At 62.6% G+C, this 17,938-nt stretch carries 14 protein-coding genes; 11 read left to right on the top strand and 3 right to left on the bottom strand.

The window, feature by feature from the left end; genetic code table 11:
• The first annotated feature begins 166 nt into the window (after positions 1–166).
• Positions 167–1,546, top strand: a complete 1,380-nt coding sequence (locus AAFP32_RS09410; protein WP_350268914.1) for a glycine--tRNA ligase — start codon at positions 167–169, stop codon at positions 1,544–1,546.
• Between the two features lie 192 nt (positions 1,547–1,738).
• Here the strand turns inward: AAFP32_RS09410 and AAFP32_RS09405 are convergent, their stop codons facing one another.
• Positions 1,739–3,130: an aspartate aminotransferase family protein gene (locus tag AAFP32_RS09405; RefSeq protein WP_350268913.1), complete on the bottom strand. Its 1,392-nt coding sequence runs from the start codon at positions 3,128–3,130 to the stop codon at positions 1,739–1,741.
• Complete coding sequence (locus AAFP32_RS09400; protein ID WP_101618516.1) at positions 3,127–3,612, bottom strand: Lrp/AsnC family transcriptional regulator; 486 nt, start codon at positions 3,610–3,612, stop codon at positions 3,127–3,129. The genes AAFP32_RS09405 and AAFP32_RS09400 overlap by 4 nt, the downstream gene beginning before the upstream one ends.
• A gap of 192 nt (positions 3,613–3,804) precedes the next feature.
• Here AAFP32_RS09400 and AAFP32_RS09395 point away from each other — a divergent pair, with 192 nt between their 5' ends.
• Positions 3,805–5,133, top strand: coding sequence for a M24 family metallopeptidase (locus AAFP32_RS09395; RefSeq protein WP_350268912.1), 1,329 nt, complete (start codon positions 3,805–3,807; stop codon positions 5,131–5,133).
• A gap of 65 nt (positions 5,134–5,198) precedes the next feature.
• Here the strand turns inward: AAFP32_RS09395 and AAFP32_RS09390 are convergent, their stop codons facing one another.
• The gene (locus AAFP32_RS09390; protein ID WP_350268911.1) at positions 5,199–6,587 is read right to left on the bottom strand and encodes an L-lactate permease; all 1,389 of its coding nucleotides are present in this window, start codon (positions 6,585–6,587) and stop codon (positions 5,199–5,201) included.
• A 78-nt stretch (positions 6,588–6,665) separates the two neighbouring features.
• On the opposite strand from AAFP32_RS09390, the gene AAFP32_RS09385 reads away from it, so the two are divergent.
• The 9 genes from AAFP32_RS09385 to AAFP32_RS09345 all read left to right on the top strand — a co-directional run bounded on the left by AAFP32_RS09385 (position 6,666) and on the right by AAFP32_RS09345 (position 17,833).
• A complete protein-coding gene (locus tag AAFP32_RS09385) occupies positions 6,666–7,214 on the top strand; it encodes an XRE family transcriptional regulator (protein ID WP_350268910.1) in 549 nt (182 codons plus the stop codon).
• Between the two features lie 217 nt (positions 7,215–7,431).
• Positions 7,432–9,084 carry an ATP-binding cassette domain-containing protein gene (locus AAFP32_RS09380; RefSeq protein WP_350268909.1) on the top strand — a complete coding sequence of 551 codons (1,653 nt, stop codon included), beginning with the start codon at positions 7,432–7,434 and terminating at the stop codon, positions 9,082–9,084.
• Positions 9,085–9,141: 57 nt separating this feature from the next.
• Positions 9,142–10,332, top strand: a complete 1,191-nt coding sequence (gene dusB / locus AAFP32_RS09375) for a tRNA dihydrouridine synthase DusB (RefSeq protein WP_350268908.1) — start codon at positions 9,142–9,144, stop codon at positions 10,330–10,332.
• A 2-nt stretch (positions 10,333–10,334) separates the two neighbouring features.
• Positions 10,335–11,642 (top strand): deoxyguanosinetriphosphate triphosphohydrolase, encoded by a 1,308-nt coding sequence (locus AAFP32_RS09370; RefSeq protein WP_350268907.1) that lies wholly within the window; start codon positions 10,335–10,337, stop codon positions 11,640–11,642.
• A 3-nt stretch (positions 11,643–11,645) separates the two neighbouring features.
• The gene (dnaG, locus tag AAFP32_RS09365) at positions 11,646–13,817 is read left to right on the top strand and encodes a DNA primase (RefSeq protein WP_350268906.1); all 2,172 of its coding nucleotides are present in this window, start codon (positions 11,646–11,648) and stop codon (positions 13,815–13,817) included.
• Between the two features lie 90 nt (positions 13,818–13,907).
• Positions 13,908–14,546, top strand: a complete 639-nt coding sequence (locus tag AAFP32_RS09360) for a TetR/AcrR family transcriptional regulator (RefSeq protein WP_350268905.1) — start codon at positions 13,908–13,910, stop codon at positions 14,544–14,546.
• An 83-nt stretch (positions 14,547–14,629) separates the two neighbouring features.
• The gene (locus tag AAFP32_RS09355) at positions 14,630–16,324 is read left to right on the top strand and encodes a DHA2 family efflux MFS transporter permease subunit (protein WP_420883392.1); all 1,695 of its coding nucleotides are present in this window, start codon (positions 14,630–14,632) and stop codon (positions 16,322–16,324) included.
• The gene (locus AAFP32_RS09350) at positions 16,266–17,231 is read left to right on the top strand and encodes a D-2-hydroxyacid dehydrogenase (protein WP_350268903.1); all 966 of its coding nucleotides are present in this window, start codon (positions 16,266–16,268) and stop codon (positions 17,229–17,231) included. The genes AAFP32_RS09355 and AAFP32_RS09350 overlap by 59 nt, the downstream gene beginning before the upstream one ends.
• Complete coding sequence (locus AAFP32_RS09345) at positions 17,228–17,833, top strand: hypothetical protein (protein ID WP_101618524.1); 606 nt, start codon at positions 17,228–17,230, stop codon at positions 17,831–17,833. The genes AAFP32_RS09350 and AAFP32_RS09345 overlap by 4 nt, the downstream gene beginning before the upstream one ends.
• Positions 17,834–17,938: the final 105 nt, after the last annotated feature.

Raw genomic sequence — 17,938 nt, 5'->3', positions numbered from 1 at the left:
CCTCAATGCTACATGCCACACGCCCGCCGAGGTGTTTCTCAGGCCCGGAGAAAGTGTGAGTTCCGTCGCCCATGGGGGCATCCCCTCGGACTGGAGCTGAACAGATAGGCTGTATCTGCGAGCCACGGCAGCCGGCCGTCGGCGAACTACCTCAAGGAGAATTAACGTGGCACAGTCCAAGTTGGATGCCGTCATCGCCCTGGCCAAACGCAGAGGATTCGTCTTCCAAGCCGGAGAGATCTATGGCGGATCCCGTTCGGCCTGGGACTACGGGCCATTGGGCGTTGAGCTCAAGGACAACATCAAGTCCCAGTGGTGGCAGACCTTCGTCCGCGGTCGTGAAGACGTTGTCGGACTCGACTCCTCCATCATCCTGCCCAAGCGCGTATGGGAGGCCTCCGGACATGTGGAGACCTTCGTCGATCCGCTCGTCGAATGCCTCAACTGCCACAAGCGCCACCGCGAGGACCACCTCGTCGAGGCCTATGAGGCCAAGCACTCCAAGGCGCCCGAGAACGGGATGGCCGACGTCGTCTGCCCCGACTGCGGAACACGCGGACAGTGGACCGAGCCGCAGGAGTTCTCCGGCCTGGTCAAGACCTTCCTGGGCCCTGTCGACTCGGATGCAGGCCTTTACTACCTGCGCCCGGAGACCGCTCAGGGCATCTTCGTGAACTTCAACAACGTCATCACCGCGGCACGGAAGAAGCCGCCGTTCGGCATCGGCCAGATCGGCAAGGCATTCCGCAACGAGATCACTCCCGGAAACTTCATCTTCCGCACCCGCGAGTTCGAGCAGATGGAGATCGAGTACTTCGTCCGCCCCGAAGAGGCCGACGATTACTATCGCGAATGGATCGAAGCCTGCTGGAACTGGTTCCTCGATCTGGGAATCAGCGAAGACAACGTGCGTCGCCTCGACGTCCCTGAAGACGACCGGGCACACTATTCGTCCGGCACGATCGACGTCGAGTACCGCTTCGGCTTCCAGGGATCGGAATGGGGCGAGCTCATGGGTGTGGCCAACCGCACCGACTACGACCTGGGCACCCACACCGAGGCATCGGGCGCGAAGCTGCAGTACTTCGACCAGGCCAGCGGTGAACGCTTCACTCCTTATGTCATCGAACCTTCCTTCGGCCTGACCCGGTCGATGATGGCATTCCTCGTCGACGCCTACTTCGAGGACGAGGCCCCGAACACGAAGGGCGGCGTCGACAAGCGCATCGTGCTCAAGCTCGATCCGCGCCTGGCTCCGATCAAGGCCGCCGTGCTGCCTCTGAGTCGCAACGAGAAGCTGTCCCCGCAGGCTAAGGAGCTCGCTGCCCGGCTGCGCAAGCGTTGGAACATCGACTTCGACGATGCCGGTGCGATCGGTCGTCGCTACCGTCGTCAGGACGAGATCGGCACCCCGCTGTGCATCACGTTCGACTTCGACTCGCTCGACGACAACGCGGTCACGATCCGCAAGCGTGATGACATGAGCCAGGAGCGCGTCAGCCTCGATCAGGTCGAGAACTACCTGGCCGAGCACCTCGGCGTCTGATTCGGATTCGGCGTCTGATTCGGATTCGAGGTCTGGCACGGCCTCGGCTCGTGTCAGACGCATTCCAAGGCGACTGAGCTGGTTCCAACAGCAAGAAGCGGCCCCGACTCCTCGGATGAGGAGACGGGGCCGCTTCTGTGTGAGTGCTTGTTCAGCCTGTGGCCAGGTCGCAAGCTGCGAGCACGACTGCGATCAGAGCTTCGTCCAGGCTTCTGAGAGGACGCCGCGGATGATCTGCTCCATCTCATCGAACTCCTTCTGACCCACGGTCAGCGGAGGCGAGAGCTGGATGACTGGGTCTCCACGGTCATCGGCGCGGCAGTACAGGCCGTTTTCGTACATCTTCGCGGACACGAAGTTCTTGAGGATGCGCTCCGACTCCTCCTCGGTGAAGGACTCCTTGGTGTCACGATCCTTGACGAGTTCGATGCCGTAGAAGAAGCCCTCACCGCGAACGTCACCGACGATCGGCAGGTCCTTGAGCTTCTCGAGCGTGAACTTGAACGCGGCTGCGTTCTCATGGACGTGGTCGTTGAGCTTCTCCTTTTCGAACACGTCGAAGTTCGCCATCGCGGCGGCACAGGCGACGGGGTGACCGCCGAAGGTGTAGCCGTGGTAGAAGGTTTCTTCTCCACCGGGGCCGAACGGCTCGAACAGACGATCCGAGGCGATCATCGCACCCAGCGGAGCGTAGCCGGAGGTGATGCCCTTGGCGCTCGTGATGATGTCGGGGACATAGCCGAAATCGTTGCAGGCGAACATGTCGCCGATGCGGCCATAGGCACAGATGGTTTCGTCGGAGACCATGAGCACGTCGTACTCGTCGCAGATCTCGCGCACCCGATCGAAGTATCCGGGGGGCGGCGGGAAGCAACCTCCGGAGTTCTGCACAGGCTCGAGGAAGACGGCCGCGACCGAATCGGCGCCCTCAAACTCGATGGCCTCGGCGATGCGGTCGGCTGCCCAGCGGCCGAAGGCCTTCTCATCGTGGGCGTAGGGCTGCGGCGAACGGTAGAAGTTCGTGTTGGGCACCTTGATCGCACCAGGCACCAAGGGCGCGAACTGTTCGCGCAGATCCGGCAGTGAGGTCACGGACAGGGCACCGTGTGGGGTGCCGTGGTAAGCCGTGGCGCGCGAGATGATCTTGTGCTTGCCCGGCTTGCCTGTGATCTTGAAGTAGTTCTTCGCCAACTTCATCGCGGACTCGACCGAGTCACCGCCGCCGGAGGTGAGGAAGACGCGGTTGAGGTCGCCCGGGGCGAAGCTCGCAAGGCGCTCGGAGACCTCAATGGCCTGCGGGTGGGCGAAGGACCACAGCGGCATGAACGGCAGCTTCAGCGCCTGATCGTACATTGCCTTCGCGATCTCCTCGCGACCGTGGCCAACCTGGACTGTGAATAGTCCGGCCAGACCATCAAGGTACTTCTTGCCCTTGTCGTCGAAGATGTGGTGGCCTTCGCCACGAGTGATGATCGGTGCTTCACCACCATTGAACAGTGACTGGTGCGGTGACATATGCATCCACACGTTGTTGCGGATGGCATCCTGATAGCCGGTGCCAGCTCTGGTGACATTCTCTGTCATCGCGTCCCCCAATTGTATTTTTGCTTTTCGAGTGAGAGGTACATGAAGAGCTCCGTGTCCACGACTGCGTCGATTGAACGGAGCTCTTGGTTGACGAATTCGATCAGGTGGCGATCTGATTCGCAGACGATCTCGACCAAGAGGTCGAAGGACCCCGCGGTCACGACGAGATAGTCGATCTCATCGTATCCGTGAAGTCGGTCGGCGACCTTGGAGATGTCGCCCCGAACCTTGACTCCCACCATGGCCTGTCGGGCGAAGCCCAGACTCAGAGGATCGGTGACGGCGACGATTTCCATGACGCCGGATTCGATGAGCCTGGAGACCCGCTGACGGACGGCAGCTTCCGACAGCCCGACGGATTTGCCGATGGCGGAATAGGACTTGCGTCCATCGTGCTGCAACTCGACGATGATCGCTTTCGATTTCTCGTCGAGATTGCCCAGGCGGTGATTGCTTCCGCTCGGCATCAAGTGGGCCATTCTTCACCTCCGTGATTTGGGTCTCAGCATAATCTACCATTGTTTCAGCTGGAATACGCATCGTCGCATGCGAATTCAGTCGAATCTGAAAAACAATCATTCTGGATTCGTCATGAATTCGCATTTCCACCCTCGACAACACGCGTGTTGCAGTCATTGACACGGTGTGATGCGGCTCACCAGAATGTAGTTATGAATGAGGGTGAGCTGTTCTACGCCGGAGAAGACAACCGGCCGGATGTCCAGGGAATGCGGCCCGGCGCCGAGCAGGGGCGAGCGGGGCAGGAAGTCAGGGCTCGTCCCCAGCCTCGGCCGGGCGAGGTCGACACGATCGGGGCGAACGATCTGTTCTTCTCCGCGGACGAATATCTGGGGCGCATCGCCTCGGTGCGCGATCGGATGATCGACCAGGGGCTGTCTGCGCTCATTGTCACGGACCCCGCCAATATCTACTACCTGACCGGTTACAACGCGTGGTCGTTCTACACCCCGCAGCTCCTGTTCGTTCCGGCCGCGGGTCCACTCACCCTGTTCCTGCGAGACATGGATGCCAGGGGAGCCACACATACCTCGTGGCTGCCGCCCGAGGACATCGTCGGCTATCCCGAACGGTATGTGCAGAGGCCCCACATCCACCCGTTCGACTGGGTGTCCTTCGCGCTGCGGCAGCGCTGGGAGGTCGCCCGCGCGTCCTCCTCGCCGGTCGGAGTCGAGATGGACTCGCATTTCTTCTCTCCGCGCGCTTTCCGATCGCTGGTCAACGGCGTTCCTGAGTGGAGGCTGGTCGACTCCTTCGAACTGGTGAACTGGATCCGGGCGATCAAGTCCCCGGCAGAGGTTGCGCTGATGCGCACTGCCGCCGAGGTGACCACGGAGTCGATGAACGCAGCGCTGGGCACGATTGGGGTCGGCGTCGCGCAGAACGAGGTGGCCGCGGAGATCGCGGCCGCGCAGGCTCGCGGGCGCGGCAGCGCCTGGGGTGACTACCCGGCCATCGTTCCGCTGCTGCCGACGGGGGAGAGTGCGGACACTCCGCATCTGAGCTGGACGGACCGCAGATTCATCGACGACGAGTCGGTGAGCATTGAGCTGGCCGGCGTCCACCGCCGTTATCACGTGCCCCTGGCGCGGACCGCCGTGGTGGGAAAGCCGAAGCAGGAGCTCATCCGTCTCGAAGGCGTCGTCGCCGAGGCGCTGGCTGCGGTGCTCGACGTCGCCGCGCCCGAGGTCCCCACCGCTGAACTCGCCCGGACGTGGAATCGGGTGTTGGCGCTGGCTGGATTGGAGAAGCCGAGCCGTCTGGGGTACTCCATCGGGATCGGATATCCGCCCGATTGGGGCGAGCGCACGATCTCGATCAGGACCGAGGACGATCAGTTCCTCGAGGCGGGAATGACCTTCCACCTCATCTGCGGCATGTGGATGAACGGGTACGGGTACGAGCTGTCCGAGTCAATCCTCATCACCGACAGCGGCTGTGACACTTTCACTGCGTTCCCGCGCGAGCTCATCCGGGTCTGACCTGAGCCTCGGTGATCTCGGATCCATGGCCGTTCCCATGCCCGCAGCTGCTCTTCGGCTTGGCCTCAGGCCATGAACTGGATCCAGAGTCCGAGGCAGAGGGCGTTGGCTCCAGCCACGGCCAATGCTCGGCCCTGAACCCAGCCGATGTCACTCGCCGAGGCGGGCCCGGAGGGATCGGCCATCTGCACCGACATCGCCACACGTGGGGGAGCAGCCAGCGCAGCGAGTGAGCCGGCTGCGTTCCCTGCGGCAACCACGGGCAGGGACGAGATGTGGGATGCGGCGGCGACCGCGTCAATGGTGCCGGTGAACATTGAGTTGGCGCCGGTGTTCGAGCCGGTGACCACAGCTCCTGTGGCGGTCAGCCAGGGCGTGAGCAGGACGAGGCCGGCAGGTACCAGTGATCCGATCGCAGCACTCATCCCGGTTGTCGTCATGACCCATCCCATGAGCATGAAGGCCGCTGTCCCTGCCCCGATGGGTGCCCAGGAGCGCACGGCAGAACGCGTGACGGTGCGCCGAGAGTCCACCGTGAACGCCGCGATTATGCAGGCGGCAGCCAACCAGAACGGGGGAGAGGCGACGATCTGAGTCAGCAGCGAAGGGAAGGTGGACTGGAGTGCGCGAGCAAGGAGCAGTCCGAGAGTCAGTGTTGCGTAGGGCAGCACAGCGATTCCCAGCCGCCGGGTGAAGCCGGTGCTGCGACGCCGGATGATGAAGAGCCCGCCCATGACTGCAATGACGAGGAGTGAGCCGATGATGCCTGCCGGGGCCATGCCGATCGCAATGCTGGCCGTCAGGATGCCCGCCCACATGAGGGCGGCGGTCGCGGCGATCCCGAGGCAGGAGACGAGGCCAGGCCGCATGATGAGGATCACCGAGGCGGCAACGATGACCACAGGGATCGCATTGATCCACGCCGTCGCCACGCCAAGCTCGTCGACGTCCAGGCCGGCCAATGCCGCCGCGACCGTCGTGCCCGGCCCCAACGCGCCCCACGGCACGGCGATGAGGCCCAGGAGTCCGAGCATCGCCGATTGACGCAGCGAGCATCCGAGCAGTCGGAGGACGGGGACTCCGATCGTCACACCGATGCCGAAGCCGGTGACTGATTCGGCGAACGGGACGAGGCCGAAGACGACGAGGGCCACACCGAGCGGCCGACTGGGTGCCGCTGATTCGACCCAGGCGGAGATCTCGCCCATCGAACCTGCCGCTTCGAGGAGCCGTGCGAGCACCATGCCGAAGAGGAGGATGAGGGCGACTTCGAGGATGAGCGGAAAGTAGTCGGCACCGGATTCGAGCAGAACCGACATCGGCGTCGGAAAGAAGAGGACGACGGAGAGTCCGGCGGCGATGACCCCGGCTGTGGCGGAGATCCACGAGCTCTGCCTGAGGATGAGCAGGGCGATGGCGAGCATAATTGGAGCAAGCGCCAGCAGTGGTGTCATATGAGAAGGTCCATCATGTGAAGAAGGTTGCTTTGGTAGAATTCACTCTACTATTCAAGAATAATCTATGATGTCACAATGGCGAACACAGAAGACCTCGGGGCTCGAGTATTCGGCGCGCGCATCAGAGCCCGCCGCAAGTACAACGACTTCACGCTCAACGAACTCGCAGTCCGTGCCGGGATCTCACGGGCAGCCTTGTCGAAGATCGAACGTGGCGAACAGGACACGTCCGTCTCTAACGCCATGGGTCTCTCCCGCGCTCTCGGCGTCGATGTGGGAGAGCTCCTGGCCCCACCGGAGGTGGTCATCACCAGCAGCGACTCCATCCCCGCCCACAGCGCATACGGCAGGGGCACCCAGCGGCGGGATCTTCCCGCCCCGCAGGAGAACATGGAAGTCGTTCACTACAAACTTGATCCGCACTGTGAAACTGCGTCGTTCGCGGCGCACCGCAGCGGCTCACGTGAGACCTTCTTCGTCCTCGCCGGCGCTATCGAAATCGTCACGATCGATCGCCGGACCACCCTGCGAGTCGGCGACTGTGCGCAGGCACCAGGCGACGTCCCGCATCAGTTGTCCAACCCGGGTGACGAGCCGGCGGAACTCATGCTCATCATCGTCTGAGACCTCCTCACCGTTTGAGATCTGGGAAGCAGTGTCACAGACGGCAGAAAGCCCGGTGGTCTGAGAGCACCCTTGACGAAACGATCCATGCTCGGGCATTCTGGTTCTGATCCATTCCCGGCGAAAGACAGTCGCTTCGTGAAGTAGTTCCTCATTTCCGCACCACGCGGGTGCAACGGACCCGCATCGCACTTCTGTGCACGAAATGAGGTCACACATGACTGCTGCCATATCCATCTCCGCTCTCGGGTACCGCCTCGGCGACGACACCGAGATCTTCACATCTCTGACCGCCTCGATTCCTGCTGCAACCGTCGGCCTGGTCGGCAACAACGGGGTCGGCAAATCCACCCTCGCCAGGATCATCGCCGGTCTGCTCAGGCCCACTGCCGGAAGCATCACCGGTGCCGAGGGTGCTGTCTACATCGATCAGCTGCTGCCGCACACCGAGGACAGTGTCGCCTCGGCGCTGGGAATCATCGAGATCAGATCGGCACTGTCGACAGCCTTAGCCGGTGAGGCCCAAACCGAAGACTTCGACGTCATCGGGGATGACTGGGACATCGAAGAGAGGGCGCTGAGCGCTCTGGCCGACCTCGGCCTCACACTCGACGCGGCTGCCTTGGACCGGCGGCTGTCCACCTTCTCGGGAGGCCAGGCCATGCGCATCGGGCTGGCCAGGGCCGCGCTGGCAGGCGAGCGCTGGCTGATCCTCGACGAATCCAGCAACAACCTCGACGAGGTGGGGCGTCGCCGACTGGCTGCCCTGCTCCGTGACAGGGCCGGACCGACCCTGGTGATCTCTCACGATCGTGGACTCCTGACGACGGTCTCGACGATCGTCGAGATGACGGACCAGCTGCGGGTCTACGGAGGAGACTTCGACGACTACGAAACCATGGTCGCGGCCGAGGAAGAGGCGAAGCTCGCGGACCTCGTCGACGCCAAGAAGTCGCTGGCGATCGAGAAGCGCCAGCGCATCGAACTTGAAACGAAACTGGCCAGGGCCGACCGGAAGGCGGCCAAGGACAAGGAGAATAAACGGCGGCCCAAGATGGTCATGAATGGACTGAGCGACTTCGCCCAGAAGAGTGCCGCGAAGCGACGCGGAGACAAAGCCGCTGACGAGGAGGAGGCCCGTTCCTCGGTGCGGTCTGCCAAGGGCGCCCTGCGCAGGGACTCGAGCATTCGCTTGGATCTGCCGGAGACCGTGATCCATTCCGGCAAACGAGTCCTCGACATCACGGGGGGAGGCCTGGTCCAGCCGCGCACAGTGGTCGGCCCCGAGCGCATCAGGCTGACCGGTGCCAACGGCTCTGGGAAATCGACGATGTTGACAGCAATCGCCGGCCGCCACGACACGGGGGCGCCGATCGACGAGCTGTTCCCGAACATGTCGGTCACAGTTCCGGTTCCCATCGGCATCCTCGACCAGCAGTACAGGCTGCCGCCGAGGCTCACCGTCATGGAGGCGGTGAGGGAGAACAACCATAGCCTGGGACCGCACCGCGTCCATGAGGTGTTGGCGGCGATGGGGCTGAGGGCGGGCCGTACCGATCAGCTCTGCTCGACCCTGTCGGGAGGCGAGCGGTTTCGCGTGGCCTTGGCGAAGAGCCTGCTCCAGGATCCCGCACCGCAGCTCCTCGTGCTCGACGAGCCCGGCAACAACCTCGACCTGTCATCGCTGACTGCTCTTGTGACCGCGCTGGACGGATTCGGCGGCGCGATGATCGTCATCACCCACGATGAGCGTCTCGCCGAAGAGCTGCGACTCGACGTCAAATGGGACATTCGGGAATTTCTGGCCCCGGAACAGGTTGATGTGGACAGAGATGAGAACGAGACGGAGGGTTCACATGTGCGATCGTGAGAGGACAGCGTCTGCTTGTGCAGGTGCCCCATCATTTGACGGCTCGGGGATAATAGCATGGTGAGTGTTATCAGCCCTGCCCCAGAATCCGTATCCCCAGCCACCGTCGAGCCTCTGCGCATCGGCCCCATCGAGCTGTCCTCGCCAGTGGTGCTCGCACCGATGGCGGGAATCACCAACACCGCCTTCCGGCGCCTGTGCCGCGAGTACGGTGCCGGCCTCTATGTGACAGAGATGGTGACGTCCAGGGCACTGGTCGAACGCAGCCCCAAGAGCATGCGCATCATTCGACACGAACCCTTCGAGACCCCGCGCTCGGTTCAGCTCTACGGCGTCGACCCGGAGACGATCGGACAGGCCGTGCGGATGCTCGTCGAGGAGGATCGCGCCGACCATATCGACCTCAACTTCGGCTGCCCCGTGCCCAAGGTCACCCGGAAGGGCGGCGGCTCTGCCCTGCCGTGGAAGAAAGACCTGTTCGAAGCCATCGTCACCACGGCCGTGACTGAGGCAGACCGCGGCGGTATCCCGCTGACGGTGAAGATGCGCAAAGGCATCGACAAGGACCACCAGACCTTCCTCGACGCCGGCGAGACAGCCCGCAACGCAGGTGTCGCAGCGGTCGCTCTCCACGGTCGGTCCGCGGCGGACCTGTACTCCGGTCAGGCTGACTGGGACGCCATCGCCCGACTCAAGGACCACCTCGGCGACACCGTTCCGGTTCTGGGCAACGGTGACATCTTCGCGGCCGAAGATGCACTCGAGATGATGCGCCGAACAGGTTGCGATGGCGTGGTCATCGGCCGTGGATGCCAGGGTCGGCCCTGGCTGTTCGGTGACCTCGCCAATGCGCTCAATGGCAGCGATGAACGTTTCCGGCCCGGCCTCGCCGAGGTGGCACGCGCTGTCTACAAGCACGGCGAGTACCTGGCCGAATACTATGAGGACGAGTTCTACGGCGTGCGTGACCTGCGCAAGCACATTGCCTGGTATTTCAAGGGCTATCCGGTGGGGGGAGACCTGCGCCGTCAGCTGGCGATGGTCTCCTCGCTCGAGGAGCTCGAGGGCCTGCTGGCGCAGCTCGATCACGACGCACCGTATCCTGGAACGGATGCGGAAGGCTCCCGGGGGCGGACCACCCGCCCGAAGAAGCCGCATCTGCCCGAAGGATGGCTCGACTCCCGCATCTTTGATGTCAGCGGGAAATCTCTGCTCTCCGAGGCGGAACTCGACATCTCTGGAGGATGACAATGCCATTCGATTCTCACCCACGCACATCGGTGCGCTCGGGGACCGTGGCGGTCTACACGCCGTGGGACGAAGAACGATGGGTGAGCGAACCGGCCAAGAATCCGCGCAGATCCGCCTTTCAACGCGACCGGGCACGGGTTCTGCACTCCGCAGGCCTGCGTCGACTCGGCGCCAAGACTCAGGTCGTCTCACCGGGAACCGATGATTTCGTCCGCACTCGGCTCACCCACTCCCTCGAGGTCGCCCAAGTCGGACGCGAACTCGCCCGCTACCTGGGCTGCGATCCAGACATCGTCGACACCGCCTGCCTGAGCCATGACCTCGGCCACCCACCCTTCGGCCACCACGGCGAAACAATCCTCGACGCTCTGTGCATCGACGTCGGCGGTTTCGAGGGCAATGCGCAGACGCTGCGCCTGGTCACGCGTATCGAGCCGAAGGTGATTGCCGACGACTCTCGCCCGGCCGGACTCAATCTGACACGGGCAAGTCTTGACGCGCTGACCAAGTACCCATGGTCGCGAAGTGAGGCAACCGTTGGTCGGCGCGACTCCGGTGTCCGAAAGTTCGGCGTCTACGACGATGACAGAGGGGTCTTCGACTTCTACCGTGAGGGGATCGAAGACGGGAAGCGATGCATCGAAGCCCAGGTGATGGACCTCGCCGATGACATCTCCTACTCCGTCCACGACGTCGAAGACGCCATTGCCGGCGGTCACCTGCACCTGGGTGAGTTCGCTGCTGAGAACCGCCGCGGAGAGCTCTTCGACATCACCCGGAAGTGGTATCTGCCGACCACGAGCGATGAGGAGATGGACAAGGCGCTGTCAAGACTGCAGGCAGCGGCATATTGGCCCTCGGAGACCTACGACGGATCCAGGCGAGCCCAAGCAGCACTCAAGCACATGACGAGCCAGCTCATCGGACGGTTCGTCGGTGCCGCAGAAGCTGCCACTCGTGAGGAGTTCGGGTGGGAGCCCTTGGCCCGCTATGCAGCCTCCCTCGTCGTCCCCGACCCCACGGTTGTCGAGATCGCCGTCCTGAAGGGAATGGCGACGTTGACGGTGATGGTCGCCGAAGATCGTCTGCGTCTGCATGACATCCAGTCCGCCGTCATCACCGAGCTGGCCCAGTGGTATTCCGAGGCACCGATCAATCTCGACCCGATGTTCAGGGCTGACTACTTCGAAGCCGCCGACGATGCGGCCCGACTGCGCGTCGTCGTCGACCAGATCGCATCTCTGACCGACCACTCCGCCTGGGCGCTGTACCACCAGCTCAAAGCAGGAGCGGAGGATCGTCTCTAGACTATGGCCGGACTGATCAAACGCGAGGACATCGACGAGCTGCGCAGTCGAACCCGCATCGACGAGGTGGTCGGTGAGTTCGTCACGCTCAAGACCGCGGGAATCGGCTCTCTCAAGGGCTTGTGCCCCTTCCACGATGAGAAGACTCCCTCGTTCACAGTCCGACCCCAGGTTGGGATGTATCACTGCTTCGGCTGCGGGGAGTCAGGCGACGTCTTCGCTTTCCTGCAGAAGGTCGAACAGCTCAGCTTCGTCGAAACTGTCGAATCGTTGGCCGGCAAGATCGGGATGCATCTGCGCTACGAAGATGGCAAGGGTCCCGATCGTGAGCAGGCGAGCCGGCGACAACGGCTGCTGGAGATGCACGAGGTCGCGCAGAGATTCTTCACTCAGTCGCTCGCAGGCGAGGCGGGGCAGATCGGGCGGAAGTTCCTTGAGGGCCGTGGCTTCCCCAGCAGCTCGAGCCGGGAATTCGGTCTCGGCTTCGCCCCCAAATCCTGGGATTCGCTGACCAAGCAGCTCAAACGGGCAGGTTTCAGCGAGGAGGAGATTCTTGCCGGTGGCTTGGCCAGTGAAGGCGGCCGCGGCATCTACGACCGTTTCCGCGGCAGGGTCGTGTGGCCGATCAAGGACATGACCTCGCGGACCATCGGCTTCGGTGCCAGACGCCTGTTCGACGACGACCAGGGGCCGAAGTATCTGAACACTCCGGAGACCGCTCTCTATCACAAGAACCAGGTGCTCTACGGGCTGGACCTGGCCAAGAAGGACATCGCGAAGACCAAACGCGTGGTCATCGTCGAAGGCTACACCGATGTCATGGCAGCCCACCTGGCCGGAGTCACGCAAGCGGTGGCCACGTGTGGAACGGCCTTCGGGCCCGAGCACGTGAAGATCGTGAGGCGACTGCTCGGCGACGACCCGACGGGCCAGGTGATCTTCACCTTCGACGGGGACGCAGCCGGACAGAAAGCGGCACTGCGGGCCTTCGAATTCGAAAGCGAGTTCACTGCTCAGACCTTCGTCGCAGTCGAACCCGATGGGCTCGATCCCTGCGACCTGCGGATGCAGAAGGGAGACGGTGCGCTGCGCGAACTCATCGACGGTCGCAAGCCGCTCTTCGAATTCGTCATCACCACCGCGATCTCTCGCTACGACCTTGACTCGGTCGAGGGCAGGATCGCTGCAGTCAAGGCCAGTGCCGAGGTCCTGGCTGACATTCGTGATCGCAACAGCCTCAGCCACTACTATCGCTTCGTGGCCGGCCGCATCGGCGTCGACATCGACGAGGTGGAATCTGCGGTCAGAGATGCCCGAAAGCGACCGAAGAAGTCGCAGCCGAACCAGACTCGTCAGGCTCAGGGTGGATTGCAGCAGACTCCTCCCCAGCACCCTTCGGAGCCGCCTCAGCCTCCTCCTGATGCCCCGCAGGTTTCCGCCGGAGTGTCACACGCGCAGATGAACAGATCGCAGGAACAGCCTGCCGCGTGGAAACAGAACCGGTCGACTCCGGCGCAGGAGCGATCCGGACGCCAGATGCCCGGTCAGCAGACGTCCGGCCAGGGTCAGTATCCGGCGACGAACGGTCAACGCTCGACCACAGGGTTTGCGCCCGGCACCGCCGGGGGAGGCACTGGCAGAGACGACACCGCCATCGAATACGTCTACGACGAGCGCCCCGACGTCTCGAACCTGTCGGCACCGATCAGCCCCGCTCGCCTCAAAACAGAGAAGGGCGCCCTGATGGTGGCGCTGCAGCATCCAGAGTTCGTCAACGCCAAACTCTTCGACTCCCTGTCCGGGCGAGCCTTCGAGCACCCGGGCTATCGTCGGATCCAGTCTGCGCTCAAGGCCGCCGGGGGTGTGAAGGCAGCCGGAACAGTTGACGCCACGCGCTGGGTGGAAGCCGTCCTCGATGCCAGTGCCGAGGATCTCAGGCCCTATGTCACGCAGCTGCTCGTGACACCCCTGCCGGTGGCAGACGGCGTCAGTGCGGAGGGGTTCGCTAGGGGCATTGTGGCCCGTCTCTTCGACTACGATCTCGAGCGGATCGCCAAGGAGCTGCATTCTCGACTGCAGCGGCAGGACACCACGGACACCGATGCACAGACGACGCTTCTGGGGCAGCTGCAGGTCCTCGAACAGCACAGGGCACGGTTGAAGACGCTGATGTGATGTTTGCGATTCACGCCTGAAAACGTGAAATATTGCACAATTGCAATTTTGCAGTTGGTGAAAAGTTGCATGTGATGCAAAAATATCATCATGGCCGACAACGAATCCCTCCGCTCCAAGAAGGCGCGACTGACACGACATGCGCTGCACGAGGCAGCGATCACGAGGGTCCTCGACGACGGCCTCGAGTGCGCAACCGTAGCGAACATCGCAGCAGATGTGGGGGTGTCCACACGAACCTTCTTCAACTACTACGCGACGAAGGAAGACGCGATCGTCGGCCTCGACGAATCCAACATCGACGAGCACGTCGTCGACGCCTATGTCCACTCCGAATCAGGGATCGAGGACCTGGCTGAGGACACGTCCCGATTCGTTCGCGAGGCCTTGCTGATGGGTTCCGTCGACCCAGATATGCCCGCGCGGCGGAGAAAGCTGTTCGCCCGATACCCGGAGCTGGTCAGCAAGCGCTTCGACCGGGCAGAAGCCCTCGAAGAGCTCGTGGCAGAGCATGTTGTCGCCCGTCTGCGCTTCCTGGGGCAGGAGTTCTCCTCGGAGGAATCGGTCTGGCGCAGTGCCCGAATGCTGACCCAACTGTGCAGAGTTCCGCTCAACCACGCGGGCCAGACACTCAAGCGATCGCCTGGGGTCGTGGTCGAAAAGGGCGGCACCAAAGAAATCTATGAAGAATCGTTGGGCCTCTTTCTCAAGGTTCTGAACCGACTATGACAAAGGCTGTGATGAGAAGTAACCAAGGGCTGAGTTCCGGAGAAGTGACCCAAACCGTGCAAGACCACGACGATACCGAGCCGATGAAGACATCTGCGATCATCCTGCTCTTCGTGGGTCTCATGATCGCTATGTTCATGTTCTCGCTCAACCAGACTGTGCTGGCGACCGCTCTGCCCACGATCGTCGGTGAACTCGACGGCGTCGACCAGATGCTGTGGGTGTCCACAGCATTCATGCTCGCCTCCACGATCATGATGCCGATCTACGGCAAGGTGGGAGACCTGTTCGGTCGCAAACTGCTCTTCATGTTCGCGATCTGCTGCTTCCTGCTGGGCTCGGTCTTCGCGCTCATCGCAGGCGACATGTCGATGCTCATCTTCGGTCGTGTGTTCCAGGGCATCGGCGGCGGCGGCATGATGATCCTCTCTCAGTCCATCATCGCCTCCGTGGTCCCGGCCCGTGAACGCGGAAAGTACATGGGCATCATGGGCTCCGCCTTTGCCGTGTCCTCCGTGGCCGGACCGCTCATCGGCGGCTGGCTGACAGAAGGACCCGGTTGGCGCTGGGCCTTCGCGATCAACTTCCCCCTGGGGGTTATCGCTCTCTTCGCTGCTGCCATCTTCCTCAAGGTGCCCAAACACACCAGTGGAAAACGTCCGAAGATCGACGTCGTAGGCATGGCCCTGGTCTCGATCGTCACTTCCTGCATCGTCCTCGTCTCTGCCTGGGGTGGGCACGACTATGCATGGGGCTCGTGGCAGATCAACGGACTCATCATCGTCGGCGCCCTCGCGATCGCCGGATTCATCCTCGTCGAACACAAGGTCAGCGAGCCGATCATTCCGATGTACCTGTTCAAGAACCGGGACTTCCTGCTGTGCACCATCGCGGGCTTGTTCATCGGAGTCGCCATGTTCGGCGTTCTGTCCTACATGCCCACCTACCTGCAGATGGTCCATGGTATCGACGCCACCAAGGCTGGACTGATGATGGTCCCGATGATGGGCACGATGCTCGTCTCCTCGACTCTCATCGGCTTCGTCGTCTCCCGCACCGGCAAGTACAAGAAGTACCCTCTGATAGGCGTGCTGATCATAGCCGCCGCGTTGGTTCTGCTCTCGCAGCTCAAGGCCGAAAGCGCGGCATGGGAGACGATGGGCTGTCTGGCTCTGCTGGGACTCGGACTGGGCCTGAGCATGCAGACGCTCGTCCTCGTCGTCCAGAATGCATTCCCCGTCGCCATGGTGGGAACAGCGACTGCTTCGAACAACTACTTCCGACAGGTCGGCGCGACCCTGGGCATGGCCTTCATCGGGTCGGTATTCACACAGCGCCTCCTCGACAACATCAAGGACGGGATGAGCGGGCTGGCGAAGGCCAATCCCGCACAGCCGCTGCCCAAGGTCTCCTCAACAGGGTTGACACCCGAGATCGTGTCGAACATGCCTGAGCCACTGCATACCCTCATCATCACGTCGTACAATGATGCGTTGGTGCCGTTGTTCCTGTGGGTCGCGCCTCTGGCAGTCCTCGGTTTCATCTTCCTGTGCTTCCTGCCGAATACCCCGCTGGCGCAGACATTGAAGACTGAAACCGCGAAACGCGAACTCGTCAGCGTGGGCACCGGCCCATCCGATAATCTCACGGACGCTTCCGGTAGCCTCGCCGACTCATCGGATAGTCTGGCTGAAAAGGCTAGGCTGAAGGAGTCGACTCATGACGGTACTGACAATACTCAACGCCCCCGGGACAGAGATTCCCGACCAGCTCACTGACCTCGCTCGGAGGGAGGATGTCGAGCTTCGGATCGTCGAGGCCCACGAGCTGGGCTCCGCTCTGCCCGGCACCGATGTCCTCCTTCTCTGGGATTTCTTCTCAAAGGCGCTGCGCAGCGAATTCGGAACCGCCGACAGCCTGAAGTGGATCCACGCCGCCGCGGCAGGGGTTGACTCGCTGCTGTTCGACGAACTCTCGGCCTCTGACGTCGTGGTCACGAATGCCCGGGGAATATTCGACCGACCGATCGCAGAATTCGTGCTCAACTACATCCTCATCCATGCGAAGAACTCGCTGCGATCGCTTGAGGATCAGCGGGATTCGGTCTGGAATCGTCGATCGACCAAGAATCTGGCCGGCTCTCATGCCATGATCGTCGGCACAGGTTCGATCGGCCGGGAGATCGCCAGGGTCCTCAGCGCCCTCGACGTCAACGTCACCGGTGCCGGCAGCCACGCTCGGACCGGAGATGCTGACTTCGGGACCGTCATCGACTCCGCGCAGCTGAGTTCTCATCTGTCCGGGGTGGACTGGGTCATCAACATCGCGCCGCTGACGGACAAAACGAAGAATCTCATCGACGCCGAGGTGTTTGCCGCCATGGATCCCAGCGCCTACTTCGTCAATGTCGGCCGTGGTGAGGGGGTCGTCACCCCCGACCTCGTCAACGCGCTCGAGACTGGCCAGATCTCTGGCGCTGGACTCGACGTCTTCGACGAAGAGCCGCTGCCCGCCGATCATCCCTTGTGGCAGGCGGACAACGTCATCGTCACCCCGCACATGAGTGGGGACACCGATGGATGGCGCATGCGTCTGGCCAACCAGTTCGTCGACCTGTTCGAAAAGTACGTGGCGGGCGAGATGTTCCCGCACACGGTGGACAAGGCAGCCGGATACGTACGATGACCGAGAAGTCAGACCATGCTGCCCAGCGGGCGTTCCTCGCTCAGGTTGTCAGTGAACTCATAGCGGTGCGCCGCGCACGACTGCTGAGCATGCTCGTTTTGGCCCTCGCAATGCTCGTCGCCGGTCTCGGCGCGGCGATGCAGGCGCAGGGGACTCGGGTGGACACGGTTCTGCTGTTCTCCGCCTTCAGCCTCATCATGATCGGAATCGTGTGTGCGCTGGGTGCGATCGTCGCATGGACGAGGATCAATCGTGACGTACTTGACTCAGTCGCCTCCGCCAGACCGGCCCGTGCCCGTGCGCCCAGGAGCCGCAACGCGGGAATGGCTGTGGCGACTGGCTTTGCGGTGCTCGGTATTCTGTCCGGATGGACGCTGTTCTCGACGACACCGATCCTGGCAGTCGCGGTCGTGCTGGCATGTGCGATCCTCGCCTGTCTGGGACCGATATGGGCCAACGAACTCTCGAGCGCCGATGATCGATTCGCCGTGATTCTCGACAGTGACGACGCTCTGGCCAATCGGTTCCGCACCTATACCCCGATCTGGCTCCACGACGCGGTTGAGAATGAGAAGGCACGCCAGGGCAGAGCACGAGCCTGAGCAGCCTCCAGCCTCCAGCTTCGCCGGCCACCGGCCGCGCCTGGACACCCCAGCAGACGTAAACAGGAGAGCACTCGAGACTAGCCAGCATTCACAGACAGCGAA

Origin of the sequence: Brevibacterium sp. CBA3109, from assembly GCF_040256645.1 — a bacterium.
In the GTDB taxonomy this organism is placed as follows: Bacteria; Actinomycetota; Actinomycetes; order Actinomycetales; family Brevibacteriaceae; genus Brevibacterium; species Brevibacterium koreense.
Note: the sequence above shows the minus strand (reverse complement) of the source record. Positions and strands in the feature narration are given on the sequence as shown.